The sequence below is a fragment of the Microcoleus sp. N9_A1 genome (assembly GCF_036701795.1).
In the GTDB taxonomy this organism is placed as follows: domain Bacteria; phylum Cyanobacteriota; class Cyanobacteriia; order Cyanobacteriales; family Microcoleaceae; genus Microcoleus.
Genome location: NZ_JAUBRI010000046.1, coordinates 46,663 through 63,009 on the forward strand (window position 1 = coordinate 46,663; position 16,347 = coordinate 63,009).

The 16,347-nt window shown below is 43.1% G+C and carries 15 protein-coding genes; 9 read left to right on the forward strand and 6 right to left on the reverse strand.

The features are described 5' to 3' along the window. The first annotated feature begins 92 nt into the window (after positions 1–92). The 4 genes from QUA58_RS20335 (at position 93) to QUA58_RS20350 (ending at position 5,086) form a co-directional block, all read left to right on the forward strand. The gene (locus QUA58_RS20335; RefSeq protein WP_333395580.1) at positions 93–1,397 is read left to right on the forward strand and encodes an aspartate aminotransferase family protein; all 1,305 of its coding nucleotides are present in this window, start codon (positions 93–95) and stop codon (positions 1,395–1,397) included. Between the two features lie 171 nt (positions 1,398–1,568). Further along, positions 1,569–3,056 carry a TldD/PmbA family protein gene (locus tag QUA58_RS20340; RefSeq protein WP_333395582.1) on the forward strand — a complete coding sequence of 496 codons (1,488 nt, stop codon included), beginning with the start codon at positions 1,569–1,571 and terminating at the stop codon, positions 3,054–3,056. 95 nt (positions 3,057–3,151) lie between these two features. Beyond that, complete coding sequence (locus QUA58_RS20345; protein ID WP_333395584.1) at positions 3,152–4,498, forward strand: TldD/PmbA family protein; 1,347 nt, start codon at positions 3,152–3,154, stop codon at positions 4,496–4,498. A 147-nt stretch (positions 4,499–4,645) separates the two neighbouring features. Beyond that, the gene (locus tag QUA58_RS20350) at positions 4,646–5,086 is read left to right on the forward strand and encodes a GNAT family N-acetyltransferase (RefSeq protein ID WP_333395586.1); all 441 of its coding nucleotides are present in this window, start codon (positions 4,646–4,648) and stop codon (positions 5,084–5,086) included. A 96-nt stretch (positions 5,087–5,182) separates the two neighbouring features. Here the strand turns inward: QUA58_RS20350 and QUA58_RS20355 are convergent, their stop codons facing one another. From QUA58_RS20355 to QUA58_RS20365, 3 genes are all read right to left on the reverse strand, one after another. Beyond that, complete coding sequence (locus tag QUA58_RS20355; protein ID WP_333395588.1) at positions 5,183–6,202, reverse strand: sucrase ferredoxin; 1,020 nt, start codon at positions 6,200–6,202, stop codon at positions 5,183–5,185. 73 nt (positions 6,203–6,275) lie between these two features. Continuing rightward, positions 6,276–7,424 (reverse strand): JmjC domain-containing protein, encoded by a 1,149-nt coding sequence (locus QUA58_RS20360; RefSeq protein WP_333395590.1) that lies wholly within the window; start codon positions 7,422–7,424, stop codon positions 6,276–6,278. Between the two features lie 166 nt (positions 7,425–7,590). Next, a complete protein-coding gene (locus tag QUA58_RS20365; protein ID WP_333116741.1) occupies positions 7,591–7,743 on the reverse strand; it encodes a hypothetical protein in 153 nt (50 codons plus the stop codon). A 548-nt stretch (positions 7,744–8,291) separates the two neighbouring features. Between QUA58_RS20365 and QUA58_RS20370 the strand changes: the two genes are divergently transcribed. The 3 genes from QUA58_RS20370 to QUA58_RS20380 all read left to right on the forward strand — a co-directional run bounded on the left by QUA58_RS20370 (position 8,292) and on the right by QUA58_RS20380 (position 11,484). Continuing rightward, a complete protein-coding gene (locus tag QUA58_RS20370; RefSeq protein ID WP_333395592.1) occupies positions 8,292–9,416 on the forward strand; it encodes a THUMP domain-containing protein in 1,125 nt (374 codons plus the stop codon). Between the two features lie 66 nt (positions 9,417–9,482). Continuing rightward, positions 9,483–10,334, forward strand: coding sequence for an adenine-specific DNA-methyltransferase (gene yhdJ / locus QUA58_RS20375; RefSeq protein WP_333395594.1), 852 nt, complete (start codon positions 9,483–9,485; stop codon positions 10,332–10,334). Between the two features lie 4 nt (positions 10,335–10,338). Further along, complete coding sequence (locus QUA58_RS20380) at positions 10,339–11,484, forward strand: restriction endonuclease (protein ID WP_333395596.1); 1,146 nt, start codon at positions 10,339–10,341, stop codon at positions 11,482–11,484. 71 nt (positions 11,485–11,555) lie between these two features. Here the strand turns inward: QUA58_RS20380 and QUA58_RS20385 are convergent, their stop codons facing one another. After that, the gene (locus tag QUA58_RS20385; protein WP_333395597.1) at positions 11,556–11,975 is read right to left on the reverse strand and encodes a peptidylprolyl isomerase; all 420 of its coding nucleotides are present in this window, start codon (positions 11,973–11,975) and stop codon (positions 11,556–11,558) included. Positions 11,976–12,160: 185 nt separating this feature from the next. Beyond that, positions 12,161–13,030 (reverse strand): prohibitin family protein, encoded by an 870-nt coding sequence (locus tag QUA58_RS20390; protein ID WP_333395599.1) that lies wholly within the window; start codon positions 13,028–13,030, stop codon positions 12,161–12,163. A 168-nt stretch (positions 13,031–13,198) separates the two neighbouring features. On the opposite strand from QUA58_RS20390, the gene QUA58_RS20395 reads away from it, so the two are divergent. Continuing rightward, the gene (locus QUA58_RS20395; protein ID WP_333395601.1) at positions 13,199–13,987 is read left to right on the forward strand and encodes an RNA ligase family protein; all 789 of its coding nucleotides are present in this window, start codon (positions 13,199–13,201) and stop codon (positions 13,985–13,987) included. Positions 13,988–14,002: 15 nt separating this feature from the next. Continuing rightward, positions 14,003–15,160 (forward strand): AAA family ATPase, encoded by a 1,158-nt coding sequence (locus QUA58_RS20400; protein ID WP_333395602.1) that lies wholly within the window; start codon positions 14,003–14,005, stop codon positions 15,158–15,160. A 35-nt stretch (positions 15,161–15,195) separates the two neighbouring features. Here QUA58_RS20400 and QUA58_RS20405 read toward each other — a convergent pair whose 3' ends face one another. Then, positions 15,196–15,876, reverse strand: coding sequence for an HAD family hydrolase (locus QUA58_RS20405; protein ID WP_333395604.1), 681 nt, complete (start codon positions 15,874–15,876; stop codon positions 15,196–15,198). Between the last annotated feature and the right edge of the window lie 471 nt (positions 15,877–16,347).

Sequence of the window (16,347 nt, forward strand, 5' to 3'; positions counted from 1 at the left end):
TTGTATAGATGCGGTTTCAACCGCCGTCTGATCTGAACCGTATTGAGTTATATTTGGAAAACAGAAACATCAATATAAAAGGATAAAAAAACATGACAAATATGGACGCTTACTGGATGCCTTTCACTGCCAATAGGCAGTTTAAAGCCAATCCGCGAATATTGGTTTCGGCAAAAGATATGCACTTTACAACCGATGATAACCGATCCATTTTAGATGGAATTGCGGGGCTTTGGTGCGTGAATGCAGGCCACTGTCGCCCGAAAATTATCGAGGCAATTCATAAGCAAGTATCGACTCTAGATTATGCCCCACCTTTTCAGATGGGACACCCCGGCGCTTTTGAATTAGCGGAACGTTTGGTGAAGATGATTCCGGGCAATTTCGATCGCGTTTTCTTCACTAATTCGGGTTCCGAGTCTGTGGAAACTGCTTTGAAAATTGCGATTGCTTATCACCGCGTGAAAGGTGAAGGAACTCGCCAAAGATTAATCGGTAGGGAACGCGGTTATCACGGCGTTGGTTTTGGGGGGATTTCTGTCGGCGGTATCGGTACAAATCGTAAAATGTTTGGCAGTTTGCTGACAGGAGTGGATCATTTACCTCACACTCATAATTTAGAACACAATGCTTTCAGTCGCAAGCAACCGAAATGGGGCGCGCATTTGGCGGATGAATTGGAACGGATTGTGGCTTTGCACGATGCGTCTAATATTGCGGCGGTAATTGTGGAACCGGTGGCTGGTTCTACGGGGGTTTTGATTCCGCCGCAAGGTTATTTGCAGCGGCTGCGGGAGATTTGTGACAAGTACGGAATTCTGCTGATTTTTGATGAGGTAATTACGGGTTTCGGGCGTTTGGGTGCGAGTTTTGCTACTGAATATTTTGGGGTGGTTCCCGATATTGTGACGGTGGCGAAGGGGATAACTAACGGTACTGTGCCGATGGGGGCGGTGTTTGTGAAGGAGGGAATTTATGATACTTTTATGAATGCTCCTGAAAATGCGATCGAGCTTTTTCACGGTTATACTTATTCTGGTCATCCCCTAGCCTGCGCTGCTGCTTTGGCGACGCTGGATATTTATGAGGAAGAAAGGCTGTTTGAACGGGCTAATAAGTTAGCTGATTATTGGGAAAATGCGGTTCATTCTTTGAAGGGCGTGCGCCACGTCATTGATGTGCGGAATCTCGGACTTGTGGCGGGGATTGAGTTGGAATCTATCCCTGGGAAGCCGGGGAAACGGGCTTTTGATTGTTTCTTGCAGTGCTTTGAAAAAGGGTTGTTGATTCGGACTACTGGTGATATTATTGCTTTGTCGCCTCCGTTGATTATTGAGCAGGAACATATCGATCGCATTGTGGAAATTTTAACTGCGGTTTTGCAGGAATTGGAGTAAGATTTAATAAACCGCGAAGGCGCTAAGGACACGAAGGAAGAGAGAGAGAAGAAGAGCAGAAAAACTTCTCTCTCTCTTGTCTTCCTTCGCGCTCTTCGCGTCTTCGCGGTTCGTTTAAATCCTTAAACAGCGCTATAATGATTGATAACCAACGACGAACGACGAATAACTATGGTACTGTTAACTGCAAAAATCTCTGCTAACGAGTTGGCAAATTTAGCTGTAGAGTTAATTCGGAAATCTGGGTGCGAATACGGTGACGTGCGCTTTTGCAGTTACCGGAGGCAAGGTTTGTATGCGCGCGATCGATCTTTAAGCAATATCTCCGACAATGTAAGTTCCGGTTTTGGCGTGCGAGTGCTGCTAGACGGCGCTTGGGGCTTTGCCGCCAGTCACAACAAAACACCCGCAGAAGTTGCCAGAATCGTCGCTTTGGCCGTGGAAATCGCTAAAGGCAGCCGCTTGACTCAAAAGGAACCGGTGCGCTTAGTACCTGTCGAAAAATATGTCGATACTTACATTAGTGCGATCGCAATTGACCCATTTTCTGTCCCCGTTGCTGACAAAGCCGAACTTTTATTAACCATCAACGAACGCCTGCTAGCGCACGAATCACAAGGCATCAAAAAAGCTTATTCTTTTTTGACATTCAACCGCGAAGACAAGGTTTTTGCATCCACAGAAGGCTCGCTAATCGAACAAACAATCTACCGCAGCTATCCGGGTTTTGGCTGTACGGCAATTGCGGGCGGCGATGCCCAAAGTCGCAGTTACGAACGTCCGCCGCTAAACATCGGTTACGAACATATTAATCCAGACGATTTGTTGTGTCAAGTCGAACGAGTAGCTGCCGAAGCCATTGAAAAAGTCGCTGCGCCGAAAGTCCCGGCTGGTATTTGCAAATCCCTGATTCTCAAGCCAACAAATTTATTTTTAACAATCCACGAATCCGTCGGACATCCAACAGAATTAGACCGGGTTTACGGCTACGAATCGAATTTTGCTGGCACGAGTTTTGCTACTACTGATAAGTTAAATAAGCTGCAATACGCTGCACCTTGGGTAAACTTCAAGTGCGATCGCACTCAACCCCACGGTCGCGGTACAATGGGTTACGACGATGAGGGAGTAAAATCGCAAGATTGGTACGTTGTCAAGGATGGAATTTTAGTCGATTATCTCACTGACAGAGAAACAGCTTATCGCCTCGGACGCGCCAGCAGCAACGGTTCTGCCTGCGCTGACAGTTGGTCTAGCGTACCGATGGTGAGAATTCCTAATTTGGGACTGGAACCGGGCCCGGATGGCGGCAGTCATACTGCTACTTTGGATCAGATGATTGCTGATACGGAAGATGGGATTTTAATTGATGGTACAGGCAGTTTTTCCATCGACCAGCAGCGGCGCAATTTTCAATTCGGCGGTGATGCTTTTTGGAAGGTGGAAAAAGGTAAAGTTGTCGGTATGTTGAAGGATGTAACTTATCATTCAATGAGCACTGATTTCTGGAATCAAGTAGATGCAATCGGGCCTGCTTCCGAACGGGTTCAATGCGGTACTAATATGTGCGGCAAAGGTGAACCGATACAGGTTGCTCAAATGACTCATGCTTGTGTGCCGGTGCGAGTTAGAGATATTCAAATTGGGGGAAGGGCTTAATTCGGAATGATTTAACCACAGAGGGCGCAGAGAACACAGAGAGAGAGCTCTGAGATAAATAATAAAGCCAACAAATTTTCCTAGCATTCTAGCTTATGACCGTAACAACATCGCCAGCAATTTTAAGTGAAGACCAAGCGTTATCTTTATTAGAAAAGGTAGTCAAACAATCGGAAGCAGAGGAAGTATTTGTCAGTCTTTCTACTGGCGAAGAATCTCTTTCCCGATTCTCGGAAAATCAAATCACCCAAAATATTAGTAAAACTGTATTTAGCCTCAACATTACTAGCTATTTTGGTAACAAAAGCGCTTCTGCATCTGTTACCGAATTTGATGAAGATGCGATCGCCCAAACCGTCAAGCGATCGGAAGAACTCGCCCGAATTGCCCCCGCAGACCCCGAATGGATGCCGCTGTTGCCCCCTCAAACCTACGATTTGCCCCCGGCGGCGTTTGATGAAGCAACGGCTGCTGCATCGCCTTTAGAGCGGGCAAAAATGGTACAGCAGGCTTGCGCGATCGCATCTGGCGAAGGTGCGGAAGCTTCCGGTACATTGAGCGCTGAGGCTTCGCTATACGCGATCGCCTCGTCAACCGGACTCCGCGCCTGCAACCAATCTACAGAGGCGAATTTCGGCTTTACAGCCCGCATTGGAGACGGTTCTAGCTGGACGGAAAGCACGGCTTGGGGCATCCACGAACTACAAGTCGCCGAATTAGCCGCACAAGTTGTCTCGCGCGCGAAAGCCTCCCGCAACCCCCGCGAAATTACTCCTGGTGTTTATCCTGTAATCTTTGAGGGCGCTGCGTTTGCAGATTTGCTACCGTGGATAATTTGGGCTATGGATGCGCGGGCGGCGGATGAGGGGCGATCGTTTATGTCGATCGCCGATGAGTCGGGAAAACCCGCTGGAAACCGCGCGGGAGAACAACTTTTCAGCCCGTTAGTGCAGGTACTGCGCGATCCAAGTCATCCTTTGTTGCGATCGGGTAATTTTTTCGGCAACGGATTCAACAATAACTATTTGGAAATCATCAAAAATGGTATCCCTCAAAGTTTGTCTTATTCTCGTTACTGGGCCGCCCAAAAAGGCAAAGAAGCAAAAGGTGCTTATTACCCGATCTTGATGACAGGTTCCGACCAAAGTTTAGCAGATTTAATCGCTCAAACCGAACGAGGAATTTTTGTCAGTCGAGCTTGGTATGTTCGCTATGTGAATCCCAAAACATCGGAAGTAACGGGCATGACTCGCGATGGTACTTTCTGGATTGAAAATGGTAAGATTGTTTACCCGATTAAAAATATGCGTTTCAATCAAGTTTTACCTGATATGTTGCGGGATGTGGATGCAGTTAGCGAGGTGAAACGTTACGGTGGTAGTGTCGTACCGGGAGTGCGCGTGAAAGCTTTTAATTTCACCAGTATTACTGACAGTTTGTAACTCGCACAATATATATTGCAATCCTAAATCATTTGTGAATTTCTTACTCCCTCCCCTTGTTAAGGGGAGGGTTGGGGTGGGGTAAAAAAAATTATGGCCCCTGCAAGGACAGCTATAGTATTTTTATAAATTTAATTTAATCAAAAAATGCCTCAAATAGACATCCGCGAAGTTCAAAACGCACAAGAATTAGAAGAGATGTTTGACCAGCGGTGGTTGGTTTTGCGATCGCCCCTAGGGATGGAAAAGGGCAGCGAAAGGGATAGTCACGAAGATACTGCTTTTCATTTAATTGGAATGTGCGATCGCAAAATCATTGCTTCAGCCCGACTGCGCGAATCATCCCCAGGACTAGGAAACATCAGCTACGTTGCGGTACTTCCTGAATTTCAAAATCAGGGAATCGGCACTCAATTAATTAAAAACTTAATCGTCAAAGCTCAAGCAAAAAATCTAAAAACTTTAAGACTTAAATCTCGAATTAACGCCATTAAATTCTATCAAAGAATCGGATTTACCGAAGAAGGCAATCCCTCCGATTTCCTGGGGATTCCGCACATATTTATGCAGTTAGAAATTCAATCATGATTCCTGTAGGGGCGGGTTCACCAAAAATATTTGCCCAAAACCGACAATCTCAAAAACCCGCCCTGGCCTATGTATTATGCGCGACAGGACAAAATCTTACATAGTCTCCACCAATTTTTGCACCGAAACAAGAGGGTAGCCTACAAACTTCAAATCCTCCTTCTTCGAGTAAAAATGGAGATTTTCTACAAAATACTTGACAAATTCCGACTCTTTTTGAGCACCACAAGAACCTTTGAGTCGAACAGTTTTGGTTTCATCTTTCACCAAATCAGCGCGATAACTATAAGTACCGTCCGCTTTCTCAAAGGTAATTTCAGCCAAGAAAGCATCATTTTCTGGATATTTCTCAACAATGCGGCCCGAGACTTTGTAGCTGAACCAATCCCAACCGTAGCGGATGATTAATTCTCGTTCCAAAACCTGAATTTCGTTCGGCAAAACCCCCGAACCCCGATAAACTTTATTCAAACATTCAATATCGCCAGTGCGCGTTAGAATAGATTTGAACGAAGTGCGATCGAGATTTCCGTAATATCTACCATCAGGCAAATCAATCGCAGTCGGTGCCATGCGGTGTCCGCCAAAGTGACTGGATTTCCAAACACGAACATCACTCAATTCTAACTCGGAAACCACAGCTTTTGCTTGGGCATAAAACGGATTGCCGTATCTGGCGCAACATCTATCGTGACTCCCGTGAGTGCAAACCAAAATATCTCTACTTGGGTTATTTTCAACTTCGCAATCCGGGACTTCTCCAGCTAAATAGCTTTTGACTGTTCCCGCCACTTCCTCAATGCTATTCACATTAAATTCGTGTTTTTCGTAACCGCCCAAAACATCTTGGCTTTTGTCGTAAATCAAAATTTTGCGCCTATCTGCAAATTTAGTTGATTCACTATTGATTAACAAAAATCTAATTTTTTGCTTTGAATTCTCTACTTCCTTTACCAAATCCCTGAGATTCTGGGGAATTTGCTGAGAATTAAAAGCTTCTGATTCCCAAGGCAAACAGCATTCAATTAATACATAGGTTTGGTAATTAGTACCGCTACCAATAATATCCTCTTCAACGCATTTAGAAGCATCGGCGCAAAAAAAACTATTCGTCATGTTATACCTCATTGTGTGTCATAAATTACTATTTTAAAAACAGATTTATCGCAGCTATTACTCTTCTATAGTTTTAACTAACAAAAATAATTCCTTCAACAACTAGCCTCGACAAAAGCGGCATTACATCTATTTCCCAATCACAATCCGGCAACCAATCCATCACATCTTCTCCTGTAAAAAATTCTGTACTAAATAGATTCTCCGTAAATTTATCCGTTACTCCTTTGAGAGATACTTCTTTACCTGCAACAACTATTTTGTATCCGTCCCCGTCAGGCAATTCGCTAATTCTCACCCGCTGAAATTTGGGAATTCTATATTTAGTTTGAATGCCGTAGGGAAAAATATTGAACCCTGCTTGAGAAGGGAGAGAATATTTCGCTACAGGTTTTGCTAAACTGTCGAGGTAGCTGCTGTACTCTTCTCCCAGATTTTTACTGTTTGCGTAGCCCTGCAATTGGGCAATTAAATTATTTACACTTGTATCGATTGAATCTTGATTTATTCGCAGCGGTAAACTTTGCCGCCACTCTGATTGTTGTCGCAATTCGCCCACCAACCATTCTAACAAGTCAATTCCTGTTTTGCAGTGAATTCCTAATGTTAAATGCAGCGACGGTTCGTCGGAAGCAACTGCATAATGCCAATGTCCGCGCGGTATGTAAAGCACGTCGCCGGGGTGCAAGGTGCAGGTTAAATAGGGTGGGGTTTCTGGCGGCGAAAAAGTCGAGGATTTTTGGTCTGTCAGCGGGTATTTAATTGTGTCAGCAAAAACGTACCACTGTTTGATTCCGTCTGTCTGCAAGATAAAAACTTCGTGGGTGTCGTAGTGGGAGGAAAAACCCTGTTTTTCCGGCCAAGAACAGTAGGCATTTACTTGGTTTCCATAACCCAAGTCTGCTTTAAATTCTGCTGCAAATTCAGCTATTTCTGGTATTAGTTTGTGGACTTGATTGATAATTAAAGTTGCTCCCGATTGGCACAATTTGATGAGATTGGCGTTTTCGCTTTCGTCGAGAACTTTTCCTTCTACTGCTAAGCGAATGTCGGGATATTTTAATTGGTAAAAGTTGAGCAGGTGGTTGAGTTTTTCCCAGGAAAATAGGTGTGCAAAGTCTTTTTTGCCTTCACTTTTAATCGCAACTGCTTTGTTTGTCCAGTTGTTATTGAGAAAATCTTCGAGATTGTATGGTTTGAGGAGATTGGCGAGCGATCGCATAAACTTTAAAAATAAACGATAAATATTATCAATAAGCTTTTAGCAATTAAATAATTGAGGACAACACTTTGCGCTTGTCCTCAATTATTCCAGACTTCCCGATATCAAAAAATAAAATCTATTACTTCTTGTTTGGGGAGGCGAAGTCTAACGGAAAAACCTGCAATTACTCGTTGGTAACATCGCTACCATCGGCATCAACATTGAGGGTAGAAGAGATGTTTTTAGCTGTGGCGTGCTTGGCAATTTCCTTGACTTCTACTTGGATTTTGCTAGCGCGGGACAGTTTGAGAGCCGATCCGTTGATTTGCTTTGACATAATGGCCTCTAATTGTTGTATTACACCCATTTAGCTGAAATTTTCCCTGACTGTGACGTTAGGGTTTGAATTCTCAACTTTGACTAGAAGCCTAACATGAAGTTAATAAACTGTGCAAGTAGTTAAGAATTCTTATCAATAAATAGACCGCCAGGGTAATTCGCAGCAGTTGCTCACCCTGGTGAAAATTAAGCGCGAATCCGCTCTGCTGCTAGATTCTGGAGGTTGAGCGATCGGGCGATCGCCCGATCGCCCTTTTAACTACAGGACTAGGCGGGCGATCGCCTGTTGAGAAATTATCCTGTAAGGTAGCAGTTTTTTGATTTCCAGCATCTACCTTAAGGTAGAGTATTGTTTGTGAGAGTTAGGATGAAAACGAGCTACTATCTAAATGAAGGGCGATCGAGAAAGACAAATGAAGCATAAGTAGTTCCCAATTAACTTTCTTCACGATCCAGAAGTCACGGATACACAGATAGCTGTTGGTTCCCTCTTCCTTCTTCCTTCTTACTTCTTCTTCCTTCTTCCTTCTTCCTTCGTAATTATCAATGAATCAATATTTTGCTACAGTTGCGCGCGGTTTAGAAACAATTGCCGCCCAAGAATTAGAAAGCCTAGGCGCGCAGGATGTCAAGCCCGATTTTACAGGAGTTTACTTTGCGGGCGATCGCGCTTTATTGTACCGCGTCAATCTTTGGTCGAGAACAATTTTTCGAGTGCTTGTTCCCATCGCCGAATTCCGGTGTTACGACTCAGATATGCTCTACCGCGAAGTGCAGAAAATTCCTTGGGACGACTATCTAAATCCTGATAATACCTTAGCAGTCAACTGTACAGGTGGCAACGATAAGTTGAACCACACACACTTTACAGCTTTGCAGGTCAAAAATGCGATCGCCGACCAACAGCGCCACCAATTTAACAAACGTTCCAGTGTTGATGTCGAAAATCCCGACTTGCTAATTAACCTTCACATTCATCGCGATCGCGCTATTTTGAGTTTAGACAGCTCTGGCGGCAGTTTGCACCGGCGGGGATACCGGCCGGCAATGGGGCTTGCTCCTCTCAAAGAAACCCTCGCTGCGGCGTTGTTAGAAATGGCAGAATGGACACCAGATTTGCCGTTTTTAGACCCGATGTGCGGTTCGGGAACTTTGCCTTTGGAAGCGAGTTTAAAAGCCTTGAATATTGCACCGGGATTGTTTCGAGAAAAGTTTGGATTTATGACTTGGCGGGACTTTGAAGAGCCTTTGTGGGATAAATTGTGGGCGGAAGCGGAAAACAGCGAATTGTCAGAGCTTCCAGAAATGATTGCCGGGTGCGATCGCGATTCTGATATGTTAGACCAAGCTCGCACCAACGCCCAACAAGCAGGTATTGCCGGTAAAATTAAGTTTGCTCGTACCGAGTTATCCGAGTTGGAAGCACCCACAGACAGAGGCGTTTTGATTTGCAACCCTCCCTACGGAGAGCGCCTCGGAGATGCTAGCGAATTGGGAGAACTTTATAAGATGTTGGGCGATATTTTCAAACAGCGTTTTAAAGGTTGGAATGCGTTTATTTTGACCGGAAATAAAGAGTTGGGTAAACAGGTGGGACTCAGAACATCGAAGCGGATTCCGGTTTTCAATGGTTCAATTCCCTGTACTTTGCTCAAGTATGAACTGTATTGAGTATTTCTGGTAAATATCCAACTCTAGCTGACAAAATGACGTATTGATTAGAAAAGGTTAGGCAAAATGAAAATCTTTCAATTAGACAGACACAAGCTAATATTGGGAGATGTTTTAGAAGTCCTTTCTCATGAAATTAAAGACAACTCAGTCGATTTAATTTTTGCCGATCCTCCCTATAATATCGGCAAAAATTTCAATGGTTTTATAGACAAGTGGGAATCAGAGAGCGATTATTTAGAATGGAGCTATAACTGGTTGAATTTATGTATTAATAAGCTCAAGCACAACGGTAGTTTGTATCTGATGGCATCTACTCAAAGTATGCCATACTTTGATTTATATTTGCGCGATCGCTTAACAATTCTTTCTAGAATAGTGTGGTATTATGACAGTTCTGGCGTACAAGCAAAAAAATATTATGGTTCTCTGTACGAACCAATTTTATATTGCGTCAAAGACAAAAAAAATTATACATTTAATTCCTCAGATATTCTGGTAGAGGCAAAAACCGGAGCTGTGAGAAAACTAATTGACTATCGCAAGTCTACACCATCAGTATATAATTCTCAAAAAGTTCCAGGTAACGTCTGGGAGTTTCCGAGAGTCAGATATCGTATGCCCCAATATGAAGATCATCCTACCCAAAAACCAACATCTTTGTTAGAGCGAATTATCAAAGCAAGTAGTAATGAGGGAGACGTCGTATTAGACGTATTTTCTGGGACTTTTACCACATCATTTGTTGCCAAACAGCTTAAGAGAAAGTCAATCGGAATAGAATTACAAGAAAAATATGTAGAAATAGGATTAAATAGATTACAGATTACTTCTGATGACAATCAAGAGGAGCAAATCTCCGAAGTCAATTCAGTTGCAAGTTCACCAAAACAGCTAACACTAAATTTACAATTTTGATCAAATGGAACACGAATTTACAAAAACAATTAAGAAAATTTTAAAAGAAAACTTTGGTGTTTCTGGTGAGCAAGTATTTGCTGTAAGCGAGCTAATTCAATATTTGAATATCAAAACTAAATCGGCAAATAAAGGCTCAAAATCAAGAGGAAGTTTTGCTAATTTATACGCTATATATGTTTTAGCTGAAGACTATTTTTTGAAAAAATTTCATCAAAGCGAGAAATATTCAGATTATGAAGGTGCAGTTTATACAAATATTTTCAAGAGACAGCGCGAATTACCGTTTGGACAAAAGCTTCAAAATCATGCTTTGAACCACAGACTTAATGAAGAATTCAAAAGATATTTTCCTACTTGTGACTTTATCCCTGTTCTGAGAAATCCGAAAACTAACAGGTATTGGTTTAACGAAAATTTATTAAAAGTTAAAATTCAGGAAAACGTACATAATATAGCGGAAACAGTAATTCAAATTATTGATGCCTACGTTGAAGCTAAGAGAGATAGCTTTGAAAAATTTCTTCAACTTTGTAAAGAGGCTCAAGCATTGACAGAGGGTCAAGTAATAGAATTTATCAAACAACTACTCGCACCAACGGTAGATGCTAGAATCTTCGAGATCGTCAGCTACAGTATATTAAAATACTACTATAGTGACCGATCGATTTATTGGGGTTATGAGGTTGATCAGCTCCAGCAAGAAAATTTAAAACTGTTTAAAACAGGTCGGACAAATGCAAATGATGGTGGAATTGATTTTGTAATGAAGCCTCTGGGACGGTTTTTTCAGGTGACAGAAACCGTAGATATGAATAAATATTTCCTAGACATTGATAAAATTGAAAAGTATCCGATAACATTTGTCGTTAAATCTTCAGATTCTAATATTGAAATTAAATCTAAGATTGAAGCGCAAGCTCGAAAACAGTATTCAATAAATGCGATAGTTTCACGTTACATGGAATGTATAGAAGAAATAATTAATGTTGCTATTCTTCTAGACAGATTTGAAGAAGCTGTTGCCAAAGGGTATTTAAATAATATATTAAATGAAATTATCAAGCAGAGCAGATTGGAATTTAATTATGAGGCTGAGGAAGAAAATTTAGAAATTGAACTGTTAGACACTTCCCTCGAAGATGAATGATTCAATTTCAACTAATATTGTTTGCAATAAGGACGAAAGTCCTTACTACAAACGCCACTAATTACTGAAAATTAATGCTCGATTTTGAGTGAAATAATCTTGTCGCCTTGGCGGATTGCATTCACGACAGACATATCATCTGTTTGGCCAAAAGTTGTGTGAACTCCATCCAAATGAGACTGGGGAGAATGGCAAATAAAGAATTGGCTGCCACCTGTATCGCGGCCTGCGTGAGCCATCGATAAAGTTCCTGCCAAATGTTTCTTCGAGTTGATTTCACACTTAATTTTGTAGCCTGGGCCGGCAGTTCCATTGCCTTTGGGACAGCCACCTTGAATCATAAAGTTAGGAATGACTCGATGAAACAATAGTCCGTCGTAAAAACCTTTTTCCGCCAAGTCAACAAAATTCTTCACTGTATTCGGTGCATCCGCATCGAACAGTTCCAAGTTGATAGTACCTTTGTCGGTTTCCATAATAGCCCTGGTCATGATTTCTCCTTGCTTCCTAAAATGACTGTGCTGCCAGCGTTTTAATTGCGGACTTCGCTTTTATAGCGACAGGTTTCAAGCTGTCGCTATATTTTGACTTTCAGAAGTGTAGCATACTCGAACAACTCTCGTAGGACTTGTGCGCGCTTTTTGAGGCAACCGGGTTTGTTACCGTCAGTCATATTTTAATTGTTGGTAACTTTTGGGCGATTGGTTTCTTCCTCAAAATCATTCATATTGAAAATGAAAGGAACCCGACTCGAACCGCCGCCCATAACCAGCACTTTAGGCATCTGAGCGCCACCGTTTCTCCAAGCTTCGATAGCCTCTTTTTGCAGCACCAAATCGCCGCCCTGAGCCTTCAAAGTTTCAGCCAAAAGTCTTTGAGCTTCAGCCCTACCTTGAGCGCGGTTAATGTCAGCTTGAGCTTGTTGTTCTGCTTCTTGAGCAACATACACAGCCCTTTGCGCCCGCTGTTCAGCAACCTGTTTCTCCTCAACAGCTTTGGCAAAATCTGTGGAGAATCGAATGTTGACAACGCTGGTATCAAGCACGATTACATCATATTTTGACAGCCGTTCCTTCAGTGCAGCATCAAAGTCTCTTTTCAATTCGCTTCTTTGAGTAATAGATTGTTCGGCGGTTCTCAAAGCTGCTGCTGTTTTAAATGCTTCTTGCGTCTGCGGAGCAATAATTTTTGAGACTATATTCTCCAATGTTCCCTGAGTTCTTCTGACCTCAACTATTCTCGCAGGATCGAGGCGAAAGTTGATGGCAAAACTAGCATTTAAATCCTGAAGGTCTTTAGTCGCACTCTGGGCGGGAACTTCAAATTTTTGCACTGTTACATCGTATATATCTACCTTGGATATCAGCGGGGGTCTGAAGTGAAATCCTTCTAACAACGCTCCATCTGTGGCTTTTCCTAAAATGCTGACTACTCCTGCTTCACCTGGATTGATGACAACAAAAGAGTTGAAGCCGAGGAGCAGCGCGACTACTAATAGAATGCCAGCGAGTGCTGATGATAGGCTCTGGAAATTTTGATTTTTCAATTTAACACGCTCCTTTGTGATAAATCTATTATAATGGTTAATTGAATGAATGCGGCTCTAAAAATCAAAAGTTTAAAATTTAAAAAATAAAATGGATGGGGTCGCCTTGAAAATCTAAAATCTAAAACTTGTACTGAGCGAAGTCGAAGTATCTAAAATCGGTTGATTATGGCAATTGTTAAATATCCCAGAACTTATCATATCGAAGGTTCGCGTTTCGGGCCTGGTGATGAAGACCTCGATAGCGTGCCGTTTAGCGCTATTGCCGATCGCCCTTTAATCATCGAAGAAAAGGTAGACGGCGCAAATACGGGCATCAGCTTCGCACCAGACGGGCAAATGCTGCTGCAAAGCCGCGGCCACTATCTCACCGGCGGGCCGAGAGAAAAACATTTTAATTTGTTCAAACAGTGGGGTTTCAGTCTCAGCGGAACTCTGGGAAAAGTGCTGGGAAATCGTTATATTTTGTACGGCGAATGGCTTTATGCCAAACACACTGTTTTTTATGATTTTTTGCCGCACTATTTTATGGAATACGACGTGCTGGACTTAGAAAAAAATCAATTTTTGAGCACGGAAGCCCGCCGCCAGTTGTTAAGCGGATTGCCGTTAGTATCAGTTCCAGTGCTGTTTTCAGGAGTTTTGAAATCGCCGAAGCAAATGATGCAGTTGATGGATAAATCTAATTTTATTTTGCCGGGACATTTGGAACGGTTAGTTTTGCAGTGTCGGGAATTGGGATGGGATGAGGATCGGTGTTTGAAAGAAACTGATAAAAGCGATCGCATGGAGGGTCTATACATTAAAGTCGAAGAAGATGGCATAGTAAAGGCGCGTTACAAATACGTGCGTGCCAGCTTTTTGACCGCGATTAAAAATGCGGAGGGACATTGGCTCAACCGACCGATTGTACCCAATATTCTGCGTCCCGGCACAGATTTATTTAATTTTAGTTAACCTGCAGGTGAATTTATGAATACACTATTATCGCCCTCGCCAACTTGGACTTTTCCCTTTTGTCCAGAACCGCCCGATTGGTTCCTGGATTGGGACAGCATTCAAAATCATTTTGATTGGATTCAAAACTTAGAAGGATGTCAGCAAGACCCGATTTATCACGCTGAGGGAGATGTTTTAATTCACACCAAAATGGTCTGCGAAGCCTTAATCTCTTCTCCAAATTGGCGGCAGCTTCCGCTGCAAGAACGTTCAATACTTTTTGCCGCCGCTTTGCTGCACGATGTCGCAAAACCTGGTTTTACAAAGATAGAAGCAGATGGCAGTATTAGCTCAAAAGGTCACGCCCGTCAAGGTGCGAGAATGGTGAGACAAATTTTATCTCAATTCGACACGCCAGTGCAGTTTAGCATTCGCGAGACTGTTTGTGCGATCGTCAAATTTGGCAGTTTACCCATCTGGCTGCTGGACAAACCCAACCCGCAGCAGTCTGTAATTAAAGTTAGTCAAGCTGTCCGCTGCGATTTTCTCGCACTTTTAGCCGAAGCAGACGTGCGCGGGCGAGAGTGCGGCGACAGACAGGAATTGCTCGATAAAATACAGCTATTTTGGGAGTTTTGTCAAGAAAATAATTGCTTGGATTCTCCCCGACAATTCCCATCAGCACACAGCCGATTTATTTACTTCCGCAAAGAGAACGGCAACCCGGATTACGAAGCATTTGACGACACTAAATGCGAAGTAATTTTGATGTCTGGCTTGCCAGGAAGCGGTAAAGATTATTGGATTAGAGAAAATCTACCCAATTGGCCTGTTATTTCCTTGGACGCGCTGCGAAAAGAGATGAACGTTGCTCCCGATGAAACTCCCGGAAATGTGATCATGGAAGCTAAAAATCGAGCACGGGAATACATGAAATCTGGACGTTCTTTTGTCTGGAATGCCACCAATACAACTAAACAAATGCGCCAGCAATTAATTAATTTTTTTGCTGGTTATCAAGCGCGCATTCGCGTTGTTTATCTAGAAGTACCTCTAGAAGAAATATTGCGGCGGAATCGATCGCGCACAGCAGCAGTACCACAAGCGGTAATTCAAAGGTTGGCTAATCGCCTGGATATTCCCGATAGCACGGAAGCGCATCAGGTAGAATGGATTGTGGGCCGCGCTTAATAGAGGCAATCCACCCGCCCTCGCCTGTATTCGATTCAACTGGCTGACAATTTCTTTTCCCCTAAAATAGAATCCTGATAATGCGCCAACAAATCAGCAGGATGATCGTAAATTTCCGCAGCGCCAGCAAGCGAATCATCATCGAAACCTCCGCAGCGAAAAGCAATTAGCGACACCCCGCACTTGCTCGCAGCTTCGATATCGTAAGGAGTATCAGCTAACATCACAACCTGACTCGCTTCCACCTGCAACTTGCTCAAAGCAGCTTCCACAATATCCGGTTCCGGTTTAGAAGCTTCCACATCGCTAGAAGTTGTCGCTTCGTCGAGCAAATCGTCTACCCCTGCCGCTTTGAGCAAACCCGAAAGTTCATCGGCGGTAGCTGAAGTAGCAATAATTAGTCGCAGTTTTTCTTGCTGCATTTTTAACACCAATTCCCGCGAACCTGGTGCAGGATCGAGAGTAGATGAAAAGCGGTTAATAATCAATTCTTTGCGTTTCTGTGCAATCTTTTTCCCGTCGCCTTCTTCCTCAGAAAGTCCTGATACCATTTTGGGGATAATTTTGTCGCCGCCCATGCCAATTAACGGGCGAATTTTCTCGAACGGCACGTCGTAGCCGAAAGCAGCAAATGCCTCTACCCAAGCTTGAGCGTGGGCATCATTGCTGAGCACGAGAGTGCCGTCAACATCGAGAATTACTGCTTGCAATTTCATAAGCTGTAGTTTAGACTAACTAAAGATGAGAACGGTGGCAAAAGAAGAACTAGAGCCACCGCGCCGGGAGAGAATGAGGGTGAAAAATAAAACCTATCCACTCCCTAAATGAACAGTGAACGATTAAGGAAATTTCGTCAAGCAGCATACGAATTATTGGTACTCGCCAAGGATGCGACATTCGAGCTGATGGATGCAGTGATGACCACCATCCATGCGTCATGTAAAGCCAGAATTTTCACTCAGCCCGCTATTCAATCGACAATGGTCAAGTATTTACGAAGCATTACAAGACTGTAGACCAGACCGAAAAAAACTGATGATGCTGTATGGAGAGGAATTAGAACAGCAAGTACCCGCAACAGAACATATATTAGTGGCGATCGATCATACCGCATGGGGCAGACCAGATGCCAAAACATTACAAGACAGAACCCATGAATATCACAAAGGCGTAATTATTGGACAGGG

Bases quoted from the DNA above. Each gene is read 5' to 3' on its own strand.
- QUA58_RS20335 (WP_333395580.1), top strand. From the start codon at position 93: ATGACAAATATGGACGCTTACTGGATGCCTTTCACTGCCAATAGGCAG.
- QUA58_RS20340 (WP_333395582.1), top strand. From the start codon at position 1,569: ATGGTACTGTTAACTGCAAAAATCTCTGCTAACGAGTTGGCAAATTTA.
- QUA58_RS20345 (WP_333395584.1), top strand. From the start codon at position 3,152: ATGACCGTAACAACATCGCCAGCAATTTTAAGTGAAGACCAAGCGTTA.
- QUA58_RS20350 (WP_333395586.1), top strand. From the start codon at position 4,646: ATGCCTCAAATAGACATCCGCGAAGTTCAAAACGCACAAGAATTAGAA.
- QUA58_RS20355 (WP_333395588.1), bottom strand. From the start codon at position 6,202: ATGACGAATAGTTTTTTTTGCGCCGATGCTTCTAAATGCGTTGAAGAG.
- QUA58_RS20360 (WP_333395590.1), bottom strand. From the start codon at position 7,424: ATGCGATCGCTCGCCAATCTCCTCAAACCATACAATCTCGAAGATTTT.
- QUA58_RS20365 (WP_333116741.1), bottom strand. From the start codon at position 7,743: ATGTCAAAGCAAATCAACGGATCGGCTCTCAAACTGTCCCGCGCTAGC.
- QUA58_RS20370 (WP_333395592.1), top strand. From the start codon at position 8,292: ATGAATCAATATTTTGCTACAGTTGCGCGCGGTTTAGAAACAATTGCC.
- yhdJ (WP_333395594.1), top strand. From the start codon at position 9,483: ATGAAAATCTTTCAATTAGACAGACACAAGCTAATATTGGGAGATGTT.
- QUA58_RS20380 (WP_333395596.1), top strand. From the start codon at position 10,339: ATGGAACACGAATTTACAAAAACAATTAAGAAAATTTTAAAAGAAAAC.
- QUA58_RS20385 (WP_333395597.1), bottom strand. From the start codon at position 11,975: ATGACCAGGGCTATTATGGAAACCGACAAAGGTACTATCAACTTGGAA.
- QUA58_RS20395 (WP_333395601.1), top strand. From the start codon at position 13,199: ATGGCAATTGTTAAATATCCCAGAACTTATCATATCGAAGGTTCGCGT.
- QUA58_RS20400 (WP_333395602.1), top strand. From the start codon at position 14,003: ATGAATACACTATTATCGCCCTCGCCAACTTGGACTTTTCCCTTTTGT.
- QUA58_RS20405 (WP_333395604.1), bottom strand. From the start codon at position 15,876: ATGAAATTGCAAGCAGTAATTCTCGATGTTGACGGCACTCTCGTGCTC.